The organism is Ensifer sp. ENS03 (assembly GCF_014852035.1).
Classification (GTDB): domain Bacteria; phylum Pseudomonadota; class Alphaproteobacteria; order Rhizobiales; family Rhizobiaceae; genus Ensifer; species Ensifer adhaerens.
The window spans coordinates 154,827-178,358 of the sequence record NZ_JACVAV010000009.1; the positions used below are offsets into that span (position 1 = coordinate 154,827).

The 23,532-nt window shown below is 63.8% G+C and carries 16 protein-coding genes; 6 read left to right on the forward strand and 10 right to left on the reverse strand.

Features of this window, described 5'->3' with window-relative positions:
• Positions 1–65: 65 nt before the first annotated feature.
• The 7 genes from IB263_RS26310 to IB263_RS26340 all read right to left on the reverse strand — a co-directional run bounded on the left by IB263_RS26310 (position 66) and on the right by IB263_RS26340 (position 8,322).
• The gene (locus IB263_RS26310) at positions 66–797 is read right to left on the reverse strand and encodes a DeoR family transcriptional regulator (protein ID WP_060601463.1); all 732 of its coding nucleotides are present in this window, start codon (positions 795–797) and stop codon (positions 66–68) included.
• A gap of 223 nt (positions 798–1,020) precedes the next feature.
• Positions 1,021–2,823, reverse strand: a complete 1,803-nt coding sequence (locus tag IB263_RS26315; RefSeq protein WP_083523539.1) for an aminopeptidase P family protein — start codon at positions 2,821–2,823, stop codon at positions 1,021–1,023.
• Positions 2,824–2,833: 10 nt separating this feature from the next.
• A complete protein-coding gene (locus tag IB263_RS26320; protein WP_063894882.1) occupies positions 2,834–3,856 on the reverse strand; it encodes an ABC transporter ATP-binding protein in 1,023 nt (340 codons plus the stop codon).
• Positions 3,857–3,858: 2 nt separating this feature from the next.
• On the reverse strand, positions 3,859–4,872 hold the full coding sequence (locus IB263_RS26325) for an ABC transporter ATP-binding protein (protein WP_060518295.1): 1,014 nt from the start codon (positions 4,870–4,872) through the stop codon (positions 3,859–3,861).
• Position 4,873: 1 nt separating this feature from the next.
• The gene (locus tag IB263_RS26330) at positions 4,874–5,743 is read right to left on the reverse strand and encodes an ABC transporter permease (RefSeq protein ID WP_034799417.1); all 870 of its coding nucleotides are present in this window, start codon (positions 5,741–5,743) and stop codon (positions 4,874–4,876) included.
• A complete protein-coding gene (locus IB263_RS26335; RefSeq protein ID WP_060601471.1) occupies positions 5,740–6,681 on the reverse strand; it encodes an ABC transporter permease in 942 nt (313 codons plus the stop codon). Before IB263_RS26335 ends, IB263_RS26330 begins: the two co-directional genes overlap by 4 nt.
• 63 nt (positions 6,682–6,744) lie before the next feature.
• Positions 6,745–8,322, reverse strand: a complete 1,578-nt coding sequence (locus tag IB263_RS26340; protein ID WP_060586177.1) for an ABC transporter substrate-binding protein — start codon at positions 8,320–8,322, stop codon at positions 6,745–6,747.
• A 227-nt stretch (positions 8,323–8,549) separates the two neighbouring features.
• Here IB263_RS26340 and IB263_RS26345 point away from each other — a divergent pair, with 227 nt between their 5' ends.
• Positions 8,550–9,170 carry a helix-turn-helix domain-containing protein gene (locus tag IB263_RS26345; protein ID WP_082566307.1) on the forward strand — a complete coding sequence of 207 codons (621 nt, stop codon included), beginning with the start codon at positions 8,550–8,552 and terminating at the stop codon, positions 9,168–9,170.
• A gap of 71 nt (positions 9,171–9,241) precedes the next feature.
• Here IB263_RS26345 and IB263_RS26350 read toward each other — a convergent pair whose 3' ends face one another.
• Positions 9,242–10,273 (reverse strand): proline racemase family protein, encoded by a 1,032-nt coding sequence (locus IB263_RS26350; protein ID WP_060586175.1) that lies wholly within the window; start codon positions 10,271–10,273, stop codon positions 9,242–9,244.
• 293 nt (positions 10,274–10,566) lie between these two features.
• Complete coding sequence (locus tag IB263_RS26355) at positions 10,567–11,466, reverse strand: GNAT family N-acetyltransferase (protein WP_060601477.1); 900 nt, start codon at positions 11,464–11,466, stop codon at positions 10,567–10,569.
• Positions 11,467–11,718: 252 nt separating this feature from the next.
• Between IB263_RS26355 and IB263_RS26360 the strand changes: the two genes are divergently transcribed.
• The 3 genes from IB263_RS26360 to pbpC all read left to right on the forward strand — a co-directional run bounded on the left by IB263_RS26360 (position 11,719) and on the right by pbpC (position 20,143).
• Positions 11,719–12,384, forward strand: coding sequence for a GntR family transcriptional regulator (locus IB263_RS26360; RefSeq protein ID WP_051659493.1), 666 nt, complete (start codon positions 11,719–11,721; stop codon positions 12,382–12,384).
• Between the two features lie 218 nt (positions 12,385–12,602).
• Positions 12,603–18,053: an alpha-2-macroglobulin family protein gene (locus tag IB263_RS26365; RefSeq protein WP_060601568.1), complete on the forward strand. Its 5,451-nt coding sequence runs from the start codon at positions 12,603–12,605 to the stop codon at positions 18,051–18,053.
• 8 nt (positions 18,054–18,061) lie between these two features.
• Complete coding sequence (pbpC, locus tag IB263_RS26370) at positions 18,062–20,143, forward strand: penicillin-binding protein 1C (RefSeq protein WP_060586173.1); 2,082 nt, start codon at positions 18,062–18,064, stop codon at positions 20,141–20,143.
• On the opposite strand, the gene IB263_RS26375 is transcribed toward pbpC, so the two are convergent.
• Entirely contained in the window at positions 20,133–21,929 is a 1,797-nt protein-coding gene (locus IB263_RS26375) for an ATP-binding protein (RefSeq protein ID WP_060586170.1), read from the reverse strand. The genes pbpC and IB263_RS26375 overlap by 11 nt on opposite strands.
• A gap of 68 nt (positions 21,930–21,997) precedes the next feature.
• On the opposite strand from IB263_RS26375, the gene IB263_RS26380 reads away from it, so the two are divergent.
• On the forward strand, positions 21,998–22,657 hold the full coding sequence (locus IB263_RS26380; RefSeq protein WP_034799397.1) for a response regulator transcription factor: 660 nt from the start codon (positions 21,998–22,000) through the stop codon (positions 22,655–22,657).
• 208 nt (positions 22,658–22,865) lie between these two features.
• Complete coding sequence (locus tag IB263_RS26385; RefSeq protein ID WP_060586168.1) at positions 22,866–23,480, forward strand: LysE family translocator; 615 nt, start codon at positions 22,866–22,868, stop codon at positions 23,478–23,480.
• The last annotated feature ends 52 nt before the right edge of the window (positions 23,481–23,532 follow it).

Consider the following 23,532-nt stretch of genomic DNA (forward strand, 5'->3'; position numbering starts at 1 on the left):
ACAGAGAGTGTCAAGCGAGACACCGCCGTTTTGACGATTTCGTAATATTTTTGCGGATGCCGCCTTCACAGGCCCGGCAGCTGCGTTTCACCCTCTTCGGTGATGATAGAGCGAAAAACGCCGATTGGCGCGAAAAAAGCCGGCTTCAGCTTGCCGATCTTGCTGAGGTCGACGACCAGATGGCTCTCGCGCGCCAGCGAGATGACCTTCTGCTTCACCGACACTTCGTGGAAATGCACGCAGGTCGCACCACGCGCCGGATCGATGCCGGCGGCCGACAGGAATGCGACGTTGATGCCGAGCGAATCGAGAGTCTCCAGACCGGAGTTGCCGGAAAAAGACGCAGACGAAGGGTGATAGACGCCACCAAGCATGACGATCCGGACATTCGGCTTATGGGTCAGCTTCTCTGCCACGTTCAGGGAATAACATACTGCTGTTATTGAATAATTCTCGGGAACGAGGTCGACGAGATATTCGAGTGTGGTGCCGCAATCGATGAAGATCGTCTCGTCCGGGCGGATATGGCGCGCCGCGTGGACACAGGCCTCGCGCTTGGCGGCAGCGTGGCTGTCGGCCTCGCGTGCCAGCTCGTAGGGCACATCGCCTTCGATCTCCGACGCCGGCACGATATGTCCGCCGAGAAAAGCAAACTGGCCGGGATTGTCGGCAACGTCACGACGGATCGTCATTTCAGAGACGCCGAGCAGGGCCGCGGCGTCGCGCAAGTGCAAGACTCTCCGTCCTGAAAGGGCATCGGCGAGCTGGATGATGCGGGCTGTCTTGCGGCTGACCATGATTTCTTCCGTGTCCGACGAGTTCTGCAGCCGTTCATGGCGTGAACAGGTTTTGTGAAAAATATCACAAACTATCTCCCCCAAGCAAGAGGAGTCACATTGATTGAAAGCGACCTGATCGCGGCCGGGGAGCCCATCGCCAAGAAATGACAACGGCGGACCTACCGGCCCGCCGCTCCACTGTCGTCATATTAATCCGCGAGAAGAAGCGGACGAGGCGCTATCACGCGCTGATCGGAGCCGTCCGGTCGGAAAGCCAGCCCACCGTCTCCGGTTCAAGCAAGCCGTCCAGTTCCTGCGCGACGCGACGGTGATAGGCATCGATCCAGGTCCGCTCAGCCGCCGTGAGCAAGCCGAAATCGGCCAGCCGCAGATCGATCGGCACCAGCGTCAGGCTGCGGAAGCTCAGGAAACCGTCGCCGTCGTCGACCACCTCCACCTGGTTTTCGATGCGGATGCCGTAGGCGCCGGCCTTGTAGTAGCCCGGCTCGATCGTCGTCACCATGCCCGGCTTCAACTCGATCTCGTTGACGCGGCGATCGAAGCGCTGCGGCTGTTCGTGGACCGAGAGAAAGTGACCGACCCCATGGCCGGTGCCGTGGTCATAGTCGAGACCAAGATCCCAGAGCGGGCGGCGGGCAAAGGCGTCGAGCTGGTGGCCGAAGCTTCCCCTGGGGAATTTCAGCGATGCCATAGAGATCAACCCCTTAAGGACGGCCGTGTAGGCCCGCCGGATCTCGTCGCTGACCGGACCGATCGCCGTCGTGCGCGTGGCATCGGTGGTGCCGGTCAGATACTGCCCGCCAGAATCGAGCAGATAGACACCGTCCTTGCGGATCAGCCCGTTGCTCGCCTCGGTGGCTGCATAGTGACACATGGCGGCATGACCGCCGGCTGCCGAAATCGAGCGGAAGCTCGGCTCGACGAAACTTTCGGCCATCTGGCGATAGGCGAGGATACGCTCTTCCGCTTCCAGTTCGGTCACCGGTTTGCCGCTCGCCTCCCGTTCGGCGGCGTGCCGCTCGAGCCAGGCAAAGAAGCGAACCCAGGCGGCGCCGTCCAGACGGTGACAATCGCGGAAGCCCGAGAGCTCGGTCGCGTTCTTGTGCATCTTGGCGAGCGTGATCGGGCTCTTCGCGAGCTGCACGGTGCCACCTGCGGCACGTGTGGCATGGGCCGTGGCCGACGGGGCAAATCCGGGATCAATCAGCGCCGTGCGTCCGGCCGCCATCGCCCTGACGCGGTCGAGCAGCTTGCCAGGCTCGGCAATGGCAACATCGTCAAGCTCGAAGTCCGAGAGGTCGTTCGGAAGCTTGCGATGATCGACCAGCCACTCCGTTTGCCCGGCGCGGTCGAAGATCAGGAAGGACTGCGGCATCGGGTTGAAGGCGACGTCGCGGCCGCGGACATTGAGGAACCACGCGATATTGTCCGGCTGCGCCTCGATCAAAAGATCGGCCCCCTGCTCCGCCAGCATGGCGGCGATGCGGCGCCTCTTCTCTCCAACACTTTCGCCGGCATTGGCGACCGGGAAGGCGGTAATCTTGCCGAGCGGTTTTTCCGGCTGGTCGGTCCAGATCGCGTCGACAAGATCCCCGTCGACAGGCGTCCAGACGCCACCCGCCAGCTCGACCGAGCGGCTGCAATCCGCATCCCAGGTGGACGGCAGCAGCATCGCATTGAAGCCGACGCGTTCGCCGTTGCGCAGATTGTTCTTCAGCCAATCCTTGAGCGGTGCGTCATAGAAGTGTTCGATCGCGAAGGTGCCGAGATCCACTTCGTCGCGCACCTGCACCTGATAGCGACCATCGACGAAGATCGCGGCGCGGTCGCGCATGACGATCGCCACGCCGGCCGAGCCAGTGAAGCCGGTGACAAAGGCCAGTCGATGGTCGTGTGGCGCGCAGTATTCGCCCTGATGTTCGTCGAAGCGCGGCACGACGTAGCCGTCGAGCCCCGCTTCCGCAAGTTTGCGCCGCAGCGCGCCGATGCGGCCGGAGATATCCGGCCTTGCTCTCGTATCCATGATGTCTTTCCTATCGAGTGGAGTTTGAGGCGCCGCCGATCGTCTCGGCGAAATGGCAGGCGGTCATGCCCGATCCGACCGGGCGCAACGCCGGCTTTTCGCGGCGGCAGCGTTCGGTCGCGTGCGGGCAGCGCACGTGGAAGGGGCAGCCGGGCGGGATGGCGAGCGGGCTCGGCAGCTCACCCGACAGTGCCGGCGTGCGACGCCTGGCGCCCGGGTCAAGCGACGGTGCGGCAGCAAGCAGTCCCTTGGAATAGGGATGCATCGGCTTCGAAAACAGCGCCTCCGACGGGCCGATTTCGACGATGGCGCCGAGATAGATGACGGCGACGCGGTGCGAGACATGGCGTACGAGACGAAGGTCGTGGGCAACGAACAGCACTGTCAGCCCCAACTCGTCCTGAAGCTCGATCAGGAGATTGACGACCTGCGCCTGCACCGAAACGTCGAGCGCGGAAACGAGTTCGTCGGCGACCAGGCAAGTCGGTTCCAGCGACAGCGCCCGCGCAATGCCGATGCGCTGGCGCTGGCCGCCGGAGAACTCGTGCGGGAACTTATCCGCGGCCCCTTCGGGCAGCCGCACCAGATCCAGCAGCTCGTCGACGCGACGATCGATCGCCGCTCCATCGCGCATGCGATGCACCGTGATCGCCTCTCGCAAGGTATCGCGCACGGTCATGCGGGGGTTAAGCGAGGTATAGGGGTCCTGAAACATCATCTGGACGCGCCGGTTATAGGCGCGCCGCCGTGCCCCCTTGAGGCCGACGACGCTCTCGCCCTCGAACAGGATATCGCCTGATGTCGGCCGGTGCAGGCCGGCGATCAGGCGCGCAAGCGTGGACTTGCCGCAGCCGGATTCACCGACGATCCCGAGCGTCTCGCCGGGCATCACATCGAGATCGATGCCGTTGACCGCCGAGACGACCTGCTGCGGACGGCGGGCGAGCGTGTCGGACAGCGAGCGCCGTTTCTCGAACTGGATCGACAGCGCACGCAGCGAAAGCAAAGGCGTTGTGCTTGCTGAAGTGGGCATGATCATTGCGCCGCCTCCCGCGGTCCGAAATGCGCTTGGGCATCTTCAAGATGATGGCAGGCAACGAGCCGCGACGAACCAATCACTTCGAGCGCTGGCCGAATGTCAGGACATTCGCGTCCTGCGACCGGACAGCGGGCGCTGAAGGCGCAGCCGCCTGGAAGCGCGTTCAACGCCGGCGGCGCGCCGGGGATCGAATAGAGCGGCGTTCGCGGCGCAACGTCGCGCGGGATCGAGCGCAACAACCCCAAGGAATAGGGATGGCGCGCGTCGGCGATCACATCCGTCGTCGTACCGACTTCGCAAAGCCTGCCACCATACATGACGGCCACGCGATCGCAGGTCTCGGCGACGACACCCATGTCATGGGTGACGAGGATCACCGCCATGCCGAGATCGCGGCTCAGCGACTGGATGAGCCTGAGGATCTGGTCCTGGATGGTGACATCGAGCGCCGTCGTCGGCTCGTCGGCCAACAGCAGCTTCGGATTGGAGGCAAGCGCAATGGCGATCATCACCCGCTGGCGCATGCCGCCGGAGAACTCGTGCGGGAAATCGTCGAGACGATTGCGGGCGCCGGGGATGCCGACGAGGTCGAGCAGTTCGATCGCGCGTGCCTTCCGCGCTTTTGCGTCGAGGTTCGTATGCGCCACGAGGTTTTCCTGGATCTGCAGGCCGACCGTCAGCAGTGGATTGAGCGACGACATCGGCTCCTGGAAGATCATCGCAATCTCGCGGCCGCGGATGCGCCGGAGACGCGCCTCGTCGAGCGGAACGAGGTCGCGGCCGTTCCAGAGGATTTCGCCGGCGACCCGGCCGCGCGGCCGGATGATGCCGAGGATCGAGCGCAGCGTGATGCTCTTGCCCGAGCCGGATTCGCCGACCAGCCCAAGGATCTCGCCCTGCCCCACCTGGAACGAGACGTCGTCCACCGCGACCAGTGGGCGATCTTGCGGGCCGAACTCGGTTCGAAGGTGCCTGACGTCGAGCACGACCGGTTTTTCTGTGCTTTTCATCTCAGCGCCCCTTCGGCCGAAGCAGATCGGCCAGCGCGTCGCCGACGAGGCTGAAGCCGAGCCCGGTCAGAACGATGGCGATGCCGGGCATCAGGCTCATCCACCAGGCCGTCATCAGGAAGTTGCGGCCCTCCGCGATCAAGACGCCCCATTCGGCAGCCGGCGGCTGTGCGCCGAGGCCGAGATAGCCGAGCGACGAGCCGAGCAGGATCGCGAGCGCCATATCGGTCATCCAATAGACGAGGATTGGCGAGATCGCGTTCGGCAGCAGATGGCGGAAGATGATGCGGCGATCGGAGTAGCCGAGAACCCGGCCGGCCGCGGCATAGTCGTTGGCCTTCTGCGCCATGATTTCGGCGCGCGTCAGCCGGGCGTAATAGACCCAGTTCACCGCGGTGATCGCCACATACATGTTGACGAGGCCAGGGCCCAGCACCGCGACGATCGCGATCACCAGCACCAGGAAGGGAAAGGTGATGATCGCGTCGACGCAACGGCCGAAGATCACGTCGGCAATGCCGCCGTAGTAACCGACGAAGGCGCCAACGGTGAGGCCGATCAAAAGCGCGAAGATCGTCGCGAAGAAGGCCATCTGCATGTCGACGCGATAGGCCCAGATGACGCGCGAGAGCACATCGCGGCCGAAATTGTCGGTGCCGAAGGGATGCGCAAGGCTCGGCCCCTGCTGGATCGCCTGGAGGTCGAAGGCAAGCGGGTCGTAAGGAGCAAAGAGCTGAGGGAACACCGCAAGCGCCAGCGACAGGCCGAGAATGACAATGCCGATCACGAAAGAAGGACGGGCGAAGGCGCGTGCCAGAAAGGCGGCGAGCCGTCCCCGTGTCCGCGAATGGGTGAGAGTCAGGACCGTCATGATTGGCGAAGCCTCGGATCGAGCCAGGATTGCACGACATCCGTCAAGAGGAAGACGACGGAGACGAGCACGGCGAAGGTGAGCGTCAGGCCCTGGATCAGCGGATAGTCGCGGGCAAAGATCGCCTCCAGCATCAGCCGGCCGACACCAGGAATGGCAAAAACCGTCTCGGTCACCAGCGTGCCGCTCATCAGGTTGCCGATCGACAACCCCAGCAGAGTGACCGTCGAAACGAGCGCATTGCGCAACACGTGCCGGGTCATGATGATGCGCGGCGACAGGCCCTTGGCCCGCGCGAACTGCACATAGTCGGCGTCGAGCACCTCGATCAGCGAGGCGCGCAGATTGCGCAGGATGATCGCCGACGTATAGAGCGCGACGCTGAGTGCGGGCAGGATCAGGTGATAGAGATTGGCGAAAAAGGTCTTGCCGTAGCCGCCGACCGGAAACCAGCGCAACTGCGCCGCAAGCACGGTGAGCAGCAGGAGCCCGATGTAAAAGACGGGCATGGAAAGACCGACCTGAAAGACGCTGCGGATGGCGACATCGACAGGGCTGTTGACGCGCGCTGCCGCAAGGAAGGCGAGCGGCCCGGCGAGGAACACAGCGAGCACGACCGCATAGAGCGCCAGGAAGATCGTCGTCGGCAACCGGCTGAGAATGACCTCGGTCACCGGGGCCTTCAACATGATCGAGCGGCCGAGATCGCCGGTCAGCGTGTTCTTGACGAAGACGAGGAACTGCACCGGCAACGGCTCATCGAGACCGAGATTGTGCCGGATCTGTTCAAGCTGCGCATCGGTCGCCTTGGCCTCGGCCATGGCGATGGCCGGATCTCCCGGCAAAAGGCGCACGAGCAGGAAGATGAAGATCATCACCAACAGGAACGTCGGGATGATCTGCAGCAGCCGTGCCACGAGATAGGAAAGTGGGGGCATGGTTCCAACCTTCAACGGAGAACCGGGCGGCTTGCCGCCCGGTTTTCGCAGATCGTTCCGCTATCAGTCGGCGCGCCAGGCTTCAGAGAAGTCATTGGCGCCGAGCGGCGTCTGGACGTAGCCTTCGATCGATTTCGAGACGGCGACGGCAAACGGCGTTTCGAACAGGAAGAGCAACGGTGCCTCGGCCGCGTAGATCTCCTGCATGCGCTTGTATTCGTCCTTGCGCTTGGCCGGATCGGTCTCGACGTTGGAGGCCTCGAACAGCGTGTTGAATTCCTGGTTGTTCCAGCCGGTGCCGACGGCCTGACGCTGCTTGTAATAGCCGAGCCAGCCGGTCACCTGCGCCGGGTCGTTGACGTCGTTCGCCCAGCCATACGTATGGATGTCGAAATCGCCGGACCGGTTCTTCTCGCCGCGGGTCGGGTTGTCGACCTGCTCGACCTTGAGGTTGACGCCGAGTGGCGCCCACATCTGCTGAAGTGCGGTAAACAATGTTGCATCGTCGGCGCTGCCGGCAAGCGTGGTGAGCTTAACCTCGAAGCCGCCGCTGAGGCCGGCTTCCGACAGCAACTGCTTGGCCTTTTCCGGATCGTAGGGGTAAAGCGGCGCCGGACCGTAATGCAGCTGCGTCGCAGCCGACATCAGCGAGGTCATCGGCTTGCCGGTATCGAAGGTCACGAGCTTGATCAGCACGCTCTTGTCGGTCGCATAGTTCAGCGCCTGGCGCACCTTGACGTCGGCAAGCGGGTTCTTCGCGCCGTCCTTCTTCGCCTCGCGCGTATTGATCGGCGCGTAGACGATGCGGGTCGAGGGGAAGAGCTCCATCTTCAGGTTCGGATCGGCGCCGAGCTCGCCGACACGGGCAAACGGAATGAACTCGGCGGCGTCGACTTCGCCGGCCTGAAGCTTGAGGATGCGGGTCGCGTCATCTGGAATGACGAGGAATTCCACCCGGTCGAGATAGGGCAGCGGCTTGCCGTCTTCGCCCTGGCGCCAGTAGTTCGGGTTGCGTTCGAAGCTCATGCTCGAGCCCTGCACATGGCTCTTCATGACGAAGGGCCCCGATGTCACCGGACCAGCCGAGAAGAAGGCGCGCGCCTTTTCCTGGTCGGTCGCGCCGGCCGCCTTTTCGAAGGCTGCCTTTGGCATGATGCCGGTGTTGAAAGTTGCAAGGATCGAGATGATCGTCGGGTCGGGATTTTTCAGCGACACAGTGATCTTGTTGCCATCGGCCGTGACCGCGTCGACTGCGCCGAGCAGCCCCGCCCAGGGGCCGAGTTCGGCATTGCGTGCCCGATCCAGCGAGAAGACGACGTCGGCGCCGGTAAGGTCGGAGCCGTCGGAAAACTTGAGGCCGCTTCGAAGCGTCAGGGTGATGGTCTTGCCATCTGCCGAAACCTCGTGAGCCTCGGCGAGACCCGGCACGATCGAACCATCAGGACCGTTGCGGAGCAGCGTTTCGTAGAGACCGTTCACCATCCAGAGATCGGGATTGCGGTCGGCGTAAACGGGATCGATGACGGTCGAGTCGTCGTAGCGGGCGAATGTCATCGCGCCACCGCGTTCGATCGCAAACGCCGAGGTGGCCGCAAGCAGACCCAGCGTCGTGCCGAGCAGAATAGGCAATATAGGTTTCATCTCACTCCTCCTTTTGACCGCAGCCGACATCGATCGCGCGCTGAACACGTTTATTGGATATTGGATCCAATTTTTCTTAGTATTTTTTGCCGCCGACGGATTGCCGCGAAGACGTTCTTGTAGTTCCCCTTTTCAAGAAGGCTGGCATACGATCTGATCGGCTTGCCGAACCAACTTTAGCTGGACTAAAGTACATCGATAGACGTGAGTCAAGCGGAAAGAAAGTCATGCCCCTGAAGATCGAAGAGGCGCCCGGAGCCCATGAAGGCGCCTCCCTCCCGGAAGCCTCGACACCCGCCTCGCTCGGGCAAATGCTCAGAGCCCGCCGCAAGGAAATCGGCAAGACCATGAAGGACGTGGCGCGCGAGGCCGGGCTGACGGAAGGCTTCATCAGCCAGATCGAGCGCGGCATTTCCACCCCGTCGCTAATCTCGCTGTACAACGTCGCCAATGCGCTCGGCACTAGCGTCGACACCTTCCTGTCGCAGCCGCCGCAGCATTCGCATTCGATGGTCTCGCACGCAGGGGAACGCCCCGGCTACAATGTCGAGACCAAGGAGCGCGTCTACGAACTGATCGAACGCGGCTTTCCGGGCGCGGCGCTCAACGGCTGCATCACCCATATGCCGCCGGGCTATGCGTCGGAACTGACCAGCCACGAGGGCGAGGACTTCCTTTACCTGATCGAGGGCGAGATGCTCTACCAGATCGATGGCAAGGACTATCTGCTGAAGGCCGGCGACACGCTGCACTTCCCCGCCTCGCTGCCGCACCGCGCCCGCAATGTCGGCGCGGGACCGGCCCGCGAACTCTGGGTCGGCACCACCCGGATCATCAAGGAAGACTGAACCGGCAGAACAATCCAAAGGCCTGGGCCGAAAGGTACGGGCCGCAACGAGGCGGCCCGCAAAGGCAGACCTTACTGCTTGCGCGGCCAGGTGTCGGCAAGGCGGTAGCCGGCTGGCCACGGATCGGCCGGGTCGAGCATCACCTGGTGCGTGCCGGTGATCCAGGCACGTCCGGAGATCTCAGGCACGATCGCTGGGCGTCCGCCGACCGTCGTTTCGCCGACGATGCGGCAATTGAAGGTCGAGTCGATGATGGAGTGGCCGCTGAAGCGCTGGCCGACCTTCATCAGCCCACGCGCGTGCAGCACCGCCATGCGCGCCGAGCAGCCGGTGCCTGTCGGCGAGCGGTCGAGCTTGGCCGGCTGGATGACCACCGTGTTGCGGCCATGCAGAATGCCGTCCTTTTCTTCGACCGGCATCGTCAGCTGGCAGAAGGAGATATGATCCCATTCCGGATTTTCCGGATGGGTGAAGCCGAGCTGTTCGTTGGCCGCGCGGGTGATCTTGATACCGGTTTCGGCAAGCTCGCGCGCCTCGTCTGGCGTCACCGAGAAACCAAGAGCGCGAGCGTCGGTGATGACGAAGCTGTCGCCGCCATAGGCGGTATCGACCGTCAACGTGCCCAGACCCTCGACTTCAAGCTTGGCGTCGAGCTTGTCGGCAAAGGACGGCACGTTGGTGACGGTGATGCGCTCGGCCTTGCCGTTGCGGCACTCGGCAACGACGTTGACCAGTCCACCGGGCGCTTCCAGCACCATGCGCGTTTCCGGCTCCTGCATCGGTACGATGCCGCTGTCGAGCAGAACGGTGGAGACGCAGATCGAATTCGAACCGGACATCGGCGGCGTATCTTCGGGCTCCATGATGATGAAGCCCATGGTCGCGCGCGGGTCCTTCGGCGGCACAAGCAGATTGATGTGGCGGAAGACGCCACCGCGCGGCTCGTTGAGCACGAAATTGCGCAGCGTCTGGTCTTCGGCGATGAAGCGGCGCTGTTCCCAGAGCGTGTTTCCAGGCGGCGGCGCGACACCGCCGACGATGACGTCGCCGACTTCCCCTTCCGCGTGGCAGGAAACGATATGAACGACCTTGTTGCTGCGCATGCGCTTTCTCCTTCCGTGACGGTGGACGGACGCCACCCGGGCGCGCCCTTCACTTGCGGCCGCTCCCCCATTTCACCGGGTGACGCGATGGCGTCGCCCGTCGACGAAACGACTATTAGAAAAATTGGATCCAATATACAATCTGAAAATACTCATAATCCAAATCCGGCCAGAGAGGCCTGCAAACGTACGCCGTGACAGTCCGCCGACCGGCTTGTCGGCAGCGACGTCGAAATAGCTGCGCTTTGAGTTCGATCAGCGACATGGAAGCGCCTCGAGCACACCTCAAGAGCTCACATGAACCCCGGATTGCGGGGCAGATAGCGCGTCCAGTCGCCATAACCGGGAGACGCCATCAGCAGCATTGGAAACGTGATCCGCATCCCCTGATTGACCGCAAGGCTCAAAGCGCCGTCGCATGCCCCGGGCAAGAAGGCCCAAATCCTCTCAGACGTGCCCGCGGCGGCCAATCGCAACGCGGCCGCGAAGGCATCTTGAACATGGTCGGGCCACAGGACGGCGAGTGGGCCGATGTGCCCGTTGGCGCCGATATAGCCGTATCCGGCAGGATCGCTGCCGGCGTAAAACAGAAACCCTCGGGTTGCCAGATCGCCAAGCAGGTAGCGATGATGCTTGTCCCGCGATACGCCGATGGCGCAGCGATCGACCGTCGCCAGCGTCTCCATGGTCGCTGCATCGGGTTCGATCGGCACGGCGCGCAGGACCGTCTCCGGCAACATCCGCATTGCCTCTCGCCTGGCATCGAAAAAATAGATCGGCGTGCGCGGAAAGAAGCCGTGCCGCATGTAGAGCCCCTGCGACACCCGATTGAAGGTGAAGGTGATCAGCGCCTTGTGGGCTGCGCCTGACTTGCGCGAATGTTCCAGAGTTCGTTCCAGCAGCGAATTTCCGATGCCCCGGCCCTGTTGAGCGGGATCGACGAACAACTGGGCGAGAAACCAGAGATCCCCGCAAGTCCAACTCCAGGCGCATCCGACGATGCCCCCGCCCTCTTCGGCCACCCAGAGGCCGTCCGGATCGTCCCTAAGGCAAAAAAGCTGAAAATTGGGAGGGCTTGTCGCCGCCATCGGGCCGAAGCCGTGCCGAATGGTAAGATCGTTGATGCTTGAGACGACCAGTGCATCGGTCGCAGCCAATTCGTCGGCTCGAGCGGGCCTGTAAACGAGCGGCATTGGTAACACCACGAGAGGTTTCCAAGACAAGGCTGGCTTCGCAGCTCGACCATATCACGCTCTGCCGCTCCGCTTCATCAGAGACCTTTCCTCCGTCAGACGATTTCCGGTTCCGGCGACGAGATCGTCGCGCCTACTTTCCAAAGCTCTGTTGCCCGGCGCCCGGATTGGACCTATGACCGTTGACCAACAGCGCGAAAACGCTTCCGAATTCGCCGTGCCGAGGGGCTTGGCCAGCGGGGTTTGAACAGGATGAAACTCGACGCCGTCGATGTCAGGCAAGCCGCCTCAGCGGCCGATATCGTCTATGAGGCCTTGCGCAAGGCGATCATCGAAGGCGACCTCGCCGAAGGCGAGAACCTGCGCCAGGACCACATCGCCCAGATGTTCAACACCAGCCGCATTCCGGTGCGCGAGGCGCTTTCACGGCTGGAGCAGCATGGGCTGATTACCACCGAGCGCTATAAGGGCGCCGTTGTCGCCGGCCTCTCGATTGAGGAAATCGAGGAGATTTTCGAGTTCCGCGCACTGATCGAGGCGGAGGTCATTCGGCTTGCCGTACCCAGTCTCGACCGCCGTACGCTGGACCTTGCACGCCAGCATTGCGAGGAATTCGAGCAGGAGGAAAATTCCGACCGCTGGGGCGAAATCAACCGCAACTTCCACTACAGCCTCTACGAGGCAGCACGTCGCCCCTATTACCTACAGATCGTTCGCGCCTCTCTCGATCGCATCGACCGTTACCTGCGGGCGCAGCTGACGCTAACCTCGGGCGTTGCGCGCGCGCGCCGCGAACACAAGGCGATCCTGGATGCCTGTGTGGCGCGCGACGCCGAGCGGGCCAGCGCCTTGACGCGCGATCATATCCTCGATGCCGGTCGCTCGCTGACCGTCTTCCTGAGAGAACAACGAGGCTAGCGGCGCGGTTTCTCCCGCGGCTTTGGCCGACCGTCATAATAGTTTGATTTACATATCGTTTTATCGTGTTTCATTCCGGATCGATGTTCGATCCTTCACAGCAGTGCTCCCGCTGAAATTGCGCCGCACGTCGACTGCTCTCCGGTTGACAAGCGGGGCGGAAGCCTGAAAAGTGAAGCCTCTATCGAGACCGGCAGCGTTGGGAGGACTTGATGTCTGTGCGCGCGTTTTTCGGCCTTTCCACCCTCTTCCTGTCGCTTTTGACCGCCGGCATCCCCGCCGTTGCCCAGGAGAGTGGACGGCAGATCGAGATCACTCAGGACGGCGATTATTTCGGTTTCGACCTCAGGACCGAACAGAACGTCTCGCTCGACGAATGCCAGCAGACATGCATCGCGGACCAGGCCTGCCGCGCCTTCACCTACAATCCCAAGGTGAAGTGGTGCTTCCTCAAGTCCGACTATAACCAGCTCAACACCTTCCCCGGCGCCATCGCCGGCAAGGTCGTGCAGCCGCAGGTCACACAAGCCGACATCGGGGCGCCGCCGCGCCTGAAATTCCTGTCGGATCAGTTGCTGCAGGACGCCCGCAACACCAAGGCCAATCTTACCCTTGCCGACGATCAGCAGGGCATGGGCGTCAATACGCTCATCGACATGGCACGCGGCCAGGCCGGCATGGGCAATATCGAAAATGCGCTGAAGGCCTTCCAGGGCGCGTTGGCGATCAATCCTGATGACGCCGAACTCTGGCTGGAGGCGGCGCGAACCGCGAACCGCATCACCAACAATTCAAGCGTATCGATCCAGGCGGCGATCGCCGCGATCAACGGCTACGAGCTGACCCGCACCACCGAGAGCCGGGCGCATGCGCTTGCCGTCATGGCCAAATCGCTGGAAGGCGCCGAGAATTTCCGCGCCGCACTGAACGCCTACAAGGCGAGCCTGGAACTGGTGAAGGCAAAATCGGTCGAGGCAGCCTATCTCGACCTTAAGCAGCGCAAGGGGTTCCGCGTCGTCGAACATACGATCGATTCCGACGCTGCGACGCCGCGCGCCTGCGTGCAGTTCTCCGAGCAGCTTTTGAAGAGCGGCGCCGACTATGCCTCCTTCGTCACCGTCAATGGTGCTGCGCCAAAGGCGCTTGAGGCGAAGGGCGACCAGATCTGCATCGAAGGCCTATCGCATGGCGAGCGCTACAAGCTGACCCTTCGCGCCGGCCTGCCGTCCACCGTCGACGAAATGCTCGAAGCGCCCGTCACCCTCGATATCTATGTCGCGGACCGCGCCCAAATGGTGCGCTTCACCGGCGACAGCTTCGTGCTGCCGTCGACCGCGCGCCGCGGCATCCCGCTCGTTTCCGTCAACACCGACAGCGCCAAGCTGAAACTCTACCGCGTCGGCGATCGCAGCATCGCCCAGGTGCTGCAGAGCTCGCAGTTCCTGACCCAGCTCGACGGCTACAGCGCCCAGCGCATCGAGGATGAGATCGGCGAACTCGTCTGGCAGGGCTCGATCGACATCGAGCGCGACGTCAACAAAGAGGTCGTCACAAGCTTCCCGGTCGACGAGGCACTGCCTCAACGCAAGCCCGGCGTCTACGTCCTCACCGCCGCACCGACCACCGGTATCAGCCAGGAATGGGATGCGCGCGCGACGCAATGGTTCGTCGTTTCCGATATCGGCATCTCCACCTATGCCGGCACAGACGGGCTGAACGTCTTCGTGCGCTCGCTTGCGACTGCCGAGCCGATCGAAGGCGTCGAACTGCAGCTCGTCGCCAAAAACAACGAGATCCTCGGCACGGCGGTGAGCGATGATGACGGCCGCGTGACCTTCACAGCTGGCCTGATCCGCGGCACGGCCGGGCTCACGCCCGCCGTCATCACCGCCAAGAAGGGCGAGGACGACTATGTCTTCCTCGACATGAGCCGCGCCGGCTTCGACCTTTCGGATCGTGGCGTCACCGGGCGCGCGGCTCCTGGCGCCATCGACATTCTCGCCTGGACCGAGCGCGGCATCTATCGTGCCGGCGAAACCGTGCATGCGGCAGCGCTTGCCCGTGACGTTGACGGCATGGCGATCGAGAACCTGCCGCTGACCTTCGTCTTCCTCCGCCCGGATGGTGTCGAATATCGCCGCATGACCAGTGCCGGCGGCAAGCTCGGCGGCCATACGCTCGACCTCGACACCCAGGCAAACGCCATGCGCGGCACCTGGACGATGCAGATCTTCACTGACCCGAAGTCGCCTGCGATCGGCGAGAAGCAGTTCCTGATCGATGACTTCGTGCCGGATCGCACCGAATTCGATCTCACCAGCGACGCCAAGGAAATCGCCGTCGGTGAGACGGCAAGCGTGGCAGTCGACGGGCGCTATCTCTATGGCGCACCGGCTGCCGGCCTCGAACTTGAAGGCGAAGTGACGATCAAGCCGACGCGCGAAAACGCCGCCTTCAAGGGCTATTCCTTCGGTCTTGCCGACGAAGAGGCGAGCGAAGACACGCGCCTGCCGCTCGAAGAGCTTTCGTCGCTCGACGAGGAAGGCAAATCCAGCTTCGACGTCCTCATCGACGAAGTGCCCTCGACCACGCAGCTGCTAAATGCCACCGTGACCGTTCGCATGCGTGAAGCCGGCGGCCGCGCCGTCGAGCGCTCGCTGAAACTGCCGGTGCGCGCCGAGGGCCCGATGCTCGGCATCAAGCCGGAATTCGAGGGTGAGCTCGCCGAAAACTCCGTCGGCAAGTTCCGCGTCATCGCCGTCGATCCGGCCGGCAGCAAGGTCGCCATGCAGGGGCTCCTCTGGAAGCTGATCAGCGTCGAACGGAACTATCACTGGTATCGCGACGGCAGCGCCTGGAAATACGAGCCCGTCGTTACCACCAAACAGGTGGCCAACGGCAGCGTCGACCTGACGGAAGACGGCGGCGATATCTCCGTGCCCGTCGGCTGGGGGCGCTATCGCCTGGAAGTCGAGACGGCCGCGGTCGATGGCCCGACTTCGAGCGTGGAATTCGACGCCGGCTGGTATGTCGCCGCCACCTCGACGGAAACGCCTGACGGCCTGGAAATCGCGCTCGACAAGAAAAAATATGCGGTCGGCGACACGGCCAAGCTGAAGGTCTCGCCGCGTTTTGCCGGCGAACTGCTGGTCACCGTCGGCACAGAGAACCTGATCACGACCGAGACGGTATCGATTGCGGCTGAAGGCGGCGAAGTCGAATTGCCGGTCACCGACGCCTGGGGCGCCGGCGCCTATGTCACCGCCACGCTCTACCGGCCGGGCGATGCCCAGGAAAGCCGCATGCCGATGCGCGCCATCGGCATCAAATGGCTCACCGTCGATCCGGCCGAGCGCAAGCTCGCCGTCACGCTTAACGCGCCCGAAAAGATGGAGCCGCGCCAGCCGCTCGACATCAGCCTCCAGGTCGCCGGTGCCGGTGCCAATGAGGAAGCCTATGTGACGATCGCCGCCGTCGATGTCGGCATTCTCAATCTCACCCGCTACGAGCCGCCGAACCCGGAAGCCTGGTATTTCGGCCAGAGACAGCTCGGCCTTGAAATCCGCGACCTTTACGGTCGCCTGATCGACGGCTCGCTCGGCGCGACCGGAAAACTGCGCACCGGCGGCGATGGCGGCCAGGTCGCGCTTCAGGGCAGCCCGCCCACGGAAAAGCTGGTCGCCTTCTTCGAAGGACCGGTACAGCTCGACGGCGACGGCAAGGCAACCGTCAGCTTCGACATCCCGCAGTTCAACGGAACGGCGCGACTGATGGCCGTTGCCTGGACGAAATCCGGTGTCGGCCACGCCACGCGCGACGTGGTGATCCGCGACCCCGTCGTCGTTACCGCCAGCCTGCCGCGGTTCCTGGCGCCCGGAGACCGGTCAGACCTGAGGCTCGATATCGCCAATACCGACGCACCGGCCGGCGATTACCAGATCCATGTGACGACCAGTGGCCAAGCCACGGTCGAGCAACCGGGGACGGGCAGCACGGTCACCCTGGACCAGGGCGGTCGCTCCTCCATCACCTTGCCGGTCGTCGGGCAATATCCCGGCAACGGCGTCGTCACCGTGGCGCTGACCGGCGCCAACGGCCTTTCGCTCGAGCAGTCGCTCGACCTGCTCGTGCGTCCGGCAACCCTGCCGGTGACACAGCGACAAGTGGTTTCGATCGCGCCAGGAAGCAGCCTGACGGTCGACGGGCAGTTGCTCGCCGACAGCATCCTGCAGGGCGCTTCCGTCAACCTCAGCGTCACCCGCTCTGCCGCCTTCGATATGCCGGCACTGCTGATGACCCTCGATCGCTATCCCTATGGCTGCACGGAGCAAACGACCAGCCGCGCGCTGCCGCTGCTCTACCTGAGCGAACTCGCCAAGCAGTCCGGCCTTGCCGATGACGAGGGCGTGACGAAACGGGTGCAGGAGGCGATCTACCGCGTGCTCTCCAACCAGTCCTCGTCGGGCAGCTTCGGGCTTTGGGGGCCGGGCTACGGCGACCTCTGGCTCGACGCCTATGTCACCGACTTCCTGACCCGCGCCCGCGAGCAGAAATATGACGTGCCCGAGGCCGCAATGGTTCAGGCGCTGGAAAACCTGCAGAACGGCGTCAGCTACGACACCAACGCCAAGGATCGCGGCAACGAGATCGCCTATGCGCTCTACGTGCTTGCCCGCAATCGCAAGGCGGCGATCAACGACCTGCGTTATTACGCAAACACGCTGATCAACGATTTCCCGACGCCGCTCGCCAAGGCTCATATCGCCGCAGCGCTTTCGCTGTATGGCGATGCTCAAGGGGCGCAGGACACGTTTGCCAACGCGGCGAACATGTCGACGGGCCTCGTCAATGTCAGCCTGTCGCGCTCCGACTACGGCTCGTCGCTGCGTGACGGCGCGGCGGTGCTGGCGCTTGCGGCCGAAAGCCGACCGGTCCCGCCGATCGTTCCAGAGCTATCAAAAATGGTCGCCCGCGAATGGGAACAGAAGACCTATACCAGCACCCAGGAACAGGCCTGGATGCTGCTTGCCGCCCGCGCCATCCAGAATGGCGACGAGGACATGGCGCTCGACGTCAACGGCGCATCGAAGTCCGGCAGCTATGCCGCCCAGATGACCGGCGACGCGCTCATCACCCACCCGGTGGTGATCCGCAACCAGGGTGCCGATCCGGTTTCGGCCGTGGTCACCACGGTCGCCGCCCCCGCCCAGCCGCTTTCGGCCGGCGGCGACGGCTTCACCATCGAGCGCACCTACTACACGCTCGACGGAGCCGAGGCGAACGTCATGGAAGCGCGGCAGAACGAACGCTACGTCGTCGTGCTGAAAGTCACGGAGGCCAACGACTGGCCGTCGCGCGTGCTGGTCACCGACCTGCTGCCGGCCGGTTTCCAGATCGACAATCCGAGCCTCGTCGACAGTGCCCAGCTCAGCAATTTCGAGTGGCTCGGCGAAATCACCGCGACCCATACGGAGTTCCGTAACGACCGCTTCGTCGCAGCACTCGACCGCAGCATCGGCGCCGGCCGCGAGGTCACGCTGGCCTATGTCGTGCGCGCGGTAACGCCGGGCACCTATGACCATCCGGCCGCAACTGTCGAGGACATGTACCGGCCGCAGCTTTCGGCCCGCACCGCGACCGGGCGCATGGAGGTGCTGGCCGCGCAATAGGCAAGATCATGTCGATTGGGCGCAAACTGCTGATCGCCTTGCCCGTCTGCCTGCTGGTGACGGGGCTGACGGGCTTTGCGATCGAAAAGGCTGACGAGGCCTTCCCGCCGCCGCTTGCGGAGGCGGACGTCGTCTCGCGCGAGGTGGACGACGCCAACGGACAGCTCTTGCGCGCCTTCGCAACGCCGGATGGCCTCTGGCGACTGAAGACCACGGTCGACGATGTCGATCCGCAGTTCCTGAAGATGCTGATCGCCTACGAAGACCAGCGTTTTGAGGAGCATTCCGGCGTCGATATCCTGGCGCTTGGCCGCGCCGCGCTTCAATTCGTCAGCAATGGCCGGATCGTCTCGGGCGCCTCGACGCTTTCCATGCAGGTCGCCCGGCTGATCGAGCCGCGGCAGCAGCGCTCGATAACCGCCAAGCTGTTGCAAATCGCACGCGCGATCCAGATCGAGCGACGGCTATCGAAGGACCAGATCCTCAATCTCTATCTCACCCATGCGCCTTATGGCGGCAATATCGAGGGCGTGCGCGCCGCGAGCCTCTCCTGGCTCGGCAAGGAGCCGAAACGGCTGACGGCCGGCGAAGCGGCCCTGCTCGTGGCACTACCGCAATTGCCGGAGAAGCGCCGCCCGGACCGCAACCATGCCGCCGCTGTCGCCGCCCGCGAACGGGTGCTGACGCGTCTCGCCGTTGCTGACGTGATTGGCGACGGCGAAGCGGAACGCGCGATCGCCACGTCCGTTCCGTCGCGCCGGCTGCAACTCCCGGCCTATGCCGCGCACCTCGCCGAACGGGCGTTGCGCAAAGATCCGAAGGCGGTTCGGCATGAGACGAGCTTGCGCCTTGCCGTCCAGCGCAACCTCGAAGCCGTGGCAAAGGAAGGGGCAGCCAAGCTCGGACCGAAGGTTTCGGTCGCCATGGTGATGGCCGATGCGAAGACCGGAGAGATCGTCGCTTCGGTCGGATCGGCCGACTATTTCGATGCGAGCCGCTCCGGCTGGATCGACATGACGCGCATCACGCGTTCACCGGGCTCTACCCTCAAGCCCTTCATCTATGGCCTTGCCTTCGAAGAAGGGCTCGTCAGCCAGGAGACGATCATCGAGGACCGGCCGGCGGACTTCTTCGGCTACCGCCCACGCAACTTCGACATGAGCTACCAGGGCGATGTCAGCGTGCGCGAGGCGCTGCAATTGTCTCTGAACGTTCCGGCGATCCGCCTGCTCGACGCGGTCGGCCCGGCCGAGCTGATGATGCGCTTTCGCCGCGGCGAGGTGAAGCCGGCACTTCCTGCCGGCGAAGCACCCGGCCTTGCGATCGGTCTTGGCGGCGTCGGACTTTCCCTGCGCGATCTCGTGCAGCTCTATGCGGCGCTTGCCAATCGCGGCTTCCCCCTCCGGCTCGGCGACGGCGTTGAGGGCAAGGCGGGCCTGATCGAAGCGGAACCGGTGCTTTCGCCGGTCGCCGTCTGGAATGTCTCCGACGCGCTCTCCGGCGTGTTGCCGCCCGCTGGCAGTCGCCAGCGCGGCATCGCCTATAAGACCGGCACCAGCTATGGCTACCGTGATGCCTGGTCGGTCGGCTATGACGGCCGCCATGTGCTCGGGGTCTGGGTCGGACGGCCCGACAATGGGGCGGTTCCCGGCCTCACCGGCTATGGCAGCGCCGCCCCCATTCTCTTCGAAGGCTTCGCCAAATCCGGCTTCGGCATCACGCCGCTGCCCGATGCGCCGGCCGGCGCGATCCGCATTTCTCAAGCCGAACTGCCGATCAGCCAGCGCCGCTTCTCGCTGACGGCAAGCGGCCTCGTCAACGCTTCGGCCCGCGAGCCGGCACCGCAGATCGTGTTTCCGCCCGAGGGCGCACGCGTCGAGCTCAGTGCGAACCATCAGGCGCTTTCGCCGCTGACACTCAAGCTCCAGGGCGGACGCGCGCCGTTCCGCTGGCTTGCCAATGGCAAGCCTCTGCCGGAGCTCACCCGCCGGCGGGTCACGCAGTGGCAACCGGATGGTGCCGGCTATTCGACGCTGACGGTGATCGATTCCGTCGGCCGCGCCGCCAGCGTGCGCGTCTTCATCGAGTAACAGTGCGGATCTCGCGTGCCGCGTCTTCAGCCCGCTCGGCGAGGAGCGCTTCGATCTCCTCCTCCAACCGCACCGCATCGAGCGGCTTGTGGAGAAGACGGTGGCCGCTTGCGGTCACTTCCTTCAGCCGTGTCGGCGACGTATCGCCGGAAAGGATCAGCGCCGGCACCTCCCGCCCGAGATGGGCCCTGATCTCCCGGATCGCATCGATCCCGGTCTTGCCGGCCTCGAGACGGTAATCGGTGATGACAAGATCGACCGGCGCCTCTCCCAGGCGCGCAGCCTTCGCCAGCTCCTTTCGGGCCGTGGCAGCCGAACGCCCGGCATAGACCGCATAGCCGAGCGTGCGGAGCAACAGCGCCGTCGCATCCAGCGCGTCGCGCTCGTCGTCGATGACGACGATACCCCCTTGCTGCGTCGCAGCGGTCGGATGGGCGCGTCCGGGCTTTGCCAGCGAAGGCGGCGCGACCACCGGCAAAGTGATGGAAAACATCGAACCGCGACCCTCCGTCGAGACTACCTTGATCGGGTGGCCGAGCAGAGCGGCGGTACGCTGCACGATGGCAAGGCCGAGCCCGAGCCCCTGCGCCCGGTTGCGTGCAGGATTTTGCAGTTGCACGAACTCCTCGAAGATCGCTTCCTGCTCTGAATCGGGGATGCCGACACCGGTGTCCCAGACCTGCACCTCCACCGCCGCACCGCGGCGTCGGCAACCGATCAGCACCTTGCCGGTCCGTGTGTAACGGAACGCATTGGAAATGAGGTTGTCGAGGACACGCTTCAGCATCATCGGGTCGGTATCGACCCAGACATCCGTCATCACCACGCGCCATCCGAGGCCCTGGTCCTTCGCAATGCCGGAGAACTCCGCCTTGAGGTCGTGGAACAGTCGCCGTAGGGACACCGGTTCTCGCGCGACGGTCACGATTCCCGCGTCAAGCTTGGAAATGTCGAGCAACGCGTCGAGCAGACCGCCGAGATTGCCGATAACCGAGCGCGCGCGATCGGCGAGGTCGCGGGCGTTCTTGGCCGGAACGTCACCGTTGCGACCGAGTGCTGCGAGCGTCGAGGTGAAAAGGCTGAGGGCGTGGATCGGCTGACGCAGGTCGTGGCTTGCGGCAGCGAGGAACCGCGACTTGGAGCGATCGGCGCTCTGCGCCTTGTCGCGCTCTGCCTCAAGGCTGGTGATCAGCGACAGATTCTCGAAACGCAGCCGCACCGTTTCGGCAAGCGTCCTGTGGGTGACGCGGCTGTAGTAGAGGTCGACGCCGAAGAGGCAGATGGTGAAAATCAGATAGGTGTCGTAGATCGGCCCTTCGCCGAGGAAGCAGCGGATCGCGAAGGGCAGGAGGATCGCAACCAGCGAGCCGGCATAGGCGAGCGGAAAGGCAGACAGCGACGGCACCGCACCGCTGGCAATGCCTGTGATCACGATGCAGACGAAGGCAAGCGTCTGCGGCTCGTCCGGATGGAAGGCAAACCAGCCAAGCGCGCCCCAGAGACCGCTGGAAACCCACGAAAGCAGCGTGAAGCGCCAGGCCCATCGCCGCCAGTCCCGCGTCCGCCCTTCATCGGTCTGACGCCGATATCGCCAGTCGAGAAGAATGCGCGCGAACGTCAGCAGATAGAGTGCGGCACCCCATGAAAACAGCAGATCCCGCGACACAAGATCGCGCAGGACATAAGCAACCAGCAGTGGAATTGCGAAATTGGCAAAAAGCACCGCGTAAGATTGACGAAATAATAAGCCTATCAGGAGAGGTTGCAGGTGTTCGCGAGTCTCCATTGCCGCTCCTGTCTCGATGCAACGCCATGTCCGCGGAGAATTGCCGATTTCGATGAAGGATTGCTTACATGCGCAAACTGCTGACGATCGTGGTGGCAGACGATCACGCCATCGTTCGCGAGGGCCTGAAGCTGCTGCTCTCCACCATGGACCACGTATCGGTGGTTGCGGAAGCGGCCGACGGCGAGACGCTGACGACCATCGTTCGCGCCAGCAGTCCTGATCTGGTGATCCTCGACCTCGGCATGCCGGGGGTTGCCGGCGTGCAGTTCATCAACGAACTCCGGGCGGTCGCGCCGCGCATGAAGATCCTGGCGCTGACCGCAAACATCGAGCCGCGAACCGTGCGGGCCGTGATCGCCGCCGGGGCCAGCGGTTACCTGACGAAGACCGGCGACCCGGCCGAACTGAATGCAGCACTCGACGCAATGCTGCGAAACGAAATTTATCTCAGCCAATCGGTTCGTTTCGCCATCGACGATCCCCGCAGCCACCAGCCGCCGCCGACAACCGATACGGCGCTCTCCCCCATCCCCCTCACCCGCCGCGAAATGCAGATCCTCTCTCTCGCCGCCCAGGGGCTGACCGCGCGCGAGACCGCCGATCGCCTCGGTATCAGCCCGCTCACGGCCCGCAAGCATCGCGAGAACCTGATGCGCAAGCTCAGTCTGCACAACACGGCAGAGATCGCGGCCTATGCGCTGCGCATCGGCCTGCCGATCGGTTGATATCGCAGTCCTCGCCGGTCTTTCCGGAAGTCACCTTCCCTTAACCACGGCAAAACAGGCGATCCTGCCACAACGCCGAAATACGGCACCTGCCGTATGTCAATCGGATACAACCAAGCGTAGTTCTCCCGCTCTATCGCGCCACCGAGATGGTTCGACGCCAAGACGTCGGCCCGGGGGCGTTCCGGCTATTTCGGGAGGAGCCCCCATGCCGTCGCTGGAGCATTGGATTTCGTTCGCACTGGCAACGGCGATTTTCGCCTTCATGCCGGGTCCTGCCATTCTCTATATGACGGCGCAGACGTTGGCGCATGGCCGCAAGGCCGGCCTCCTGGCGGCGCTCGGCATTCATATCGGCTGCTACATCCACATCGCCGCCGCGGCGCTCGGGCTTGCCGCCCTGCTTCACCATGCACCGCTTCTCTATGGGGCGATCAAGCTTGCCGGCGCCGTCTATCTGGTCTGGCTCGGCGCGACCATGCTGCTCGGGGTCGGCAAACATGCCGCCCACGCCGAGGCTGCGAAACCCGGCGTCCTGCGCGACAGCATCGTGGTGGAGGTCCTCAATCCCAAGACCGCCTTGTTCTTCGTGACCTTCCTGCCGCAGTTCGTGGATCCGGCCGTGGCGATGCCGATGTCGCTGCAGTTCCTGATGTTCGGCCTGCTGGTGAACCTTGCCCTGTCGGTCGCCGATATCGCGGCCGTCTTCCTCGCCTCCTTCACGCTCGGTCGGCTGGTTGGTGGCGCCGGCAATCTTGTTCCGCGCACCTGCGGTTCGATCCTCATCGGCCTCGGCCTGATGCTGGCAAGTCAGCCGATCTGATCGCCCAAAGACGGTGCGCGCGCCGGGTCCGACCTTGGTGTATCCTTAAGGG

Bases quoted from the DNA above. Each gene is read 5' to 3' on its own strand.
- IB263_RS26310 (WP_060601463.1), bottom strand. From the start codon at position 797: ATGGTCAGCCGCAAGACAGCCCGCATCATCCAGCTCGCCGATGCCCTT.
- IB263_RS26315 (WP_083523539.1), bottom strand. From the start codon at position 2,823: ATGGATACGAGAGCAAGGCCGGATATCTCCGGCCGCATCGGCGCGCTG.
- IB263_RS26320 (WP_063894882.1), bottom strand. From the start codon at position 3,856: ATGCCCACTTCAGCAAGCACAACGCCTTTGCTTTCGCTGCGTGCGCTG.
- IB263_RS26325 (WP_060518295.1), bottom strand. From the start codon at position 4,872: ATGAAAAGCACAGAAAAACCGGTCGTGCTCGACGTCAGGCACCTTCGA.
- IB263_RS26330 (WP_034799417.1), bottom strand. From the start codon at position 5,743: ATGACGGTCCTGACTCTCACCCATTCGCGGACACGGGGACGGCTCGCC.
- IB263_RS26335 (WP_060601471.1), bottom strand. From the start codon at position 6,681: ATGCCCCCACTTTCCTATCTCGTGGCACGGCTGCTGCAGATCATCCCG.
- IB263_RS26340 (WP_060586177.1), bottom strand. From the start codon at position 8,322: ATGAAACCTATATTGCCTATTCTGCTCGGCACGACGCTGGGTCTGCTT.
- IB263_RS26345 (WP_082566307.1), top strand. From the start codon at position 8,550: ATGCCCCTGAAGATCGAAGAGGCGCCCGGAGCCCATGAAGGCGCCTCC.
- IB263_RS26350 (WP_060586175.1), bottom strand. From the start codon at position 10,273: ATGCGCAGCAACAAGGTCGTTCATATCGTTTCCTGCCACGCGGAAGGG.
- IB263_RS26355 (WP_060601477.1), bottom strand. From the start codon at position 11,466: ATGCCGCTCGTTTACAGGCCCGCTCGAGCCGACGAATTGGCTGCGACC.
- IB263_RS26360 (WP_051659493.1), top strand. From the start codon at position 11,719: ATGAAACTCGACGCCGTCGATGTCAGGCAAGCCGCCTCAGCGGCCGAT.
- pbpC (WP_060586173.1), top strand. From the start codon at position 18,062: ATGTCGATTGGGCGCAAACTGCTGATCGCCTTGCCCGTCTGCCTGCTG.
- IB263_RS26375 (WP_060586170.1), bottom strand. From the start codon at position 21,929: ATGGAGACTCGCGAACACCTGCAACCTCTCCTGATAGGCTTATTATTT.
- IB263_RS26380 (WP_034799397.1), top strand. From the start codon at position 21,998: ATGCGCAAACTGCTGACGATCGTGGTGGCAGACGATCACGCCATCGTT.
- IB263_RS26385 (WP_060586168.1), top strand. From the start codon at position 22,866: ATGCCGTCGCTGGAGCATTGGATTTCGTTCGCACTGGCAACGGCGATT.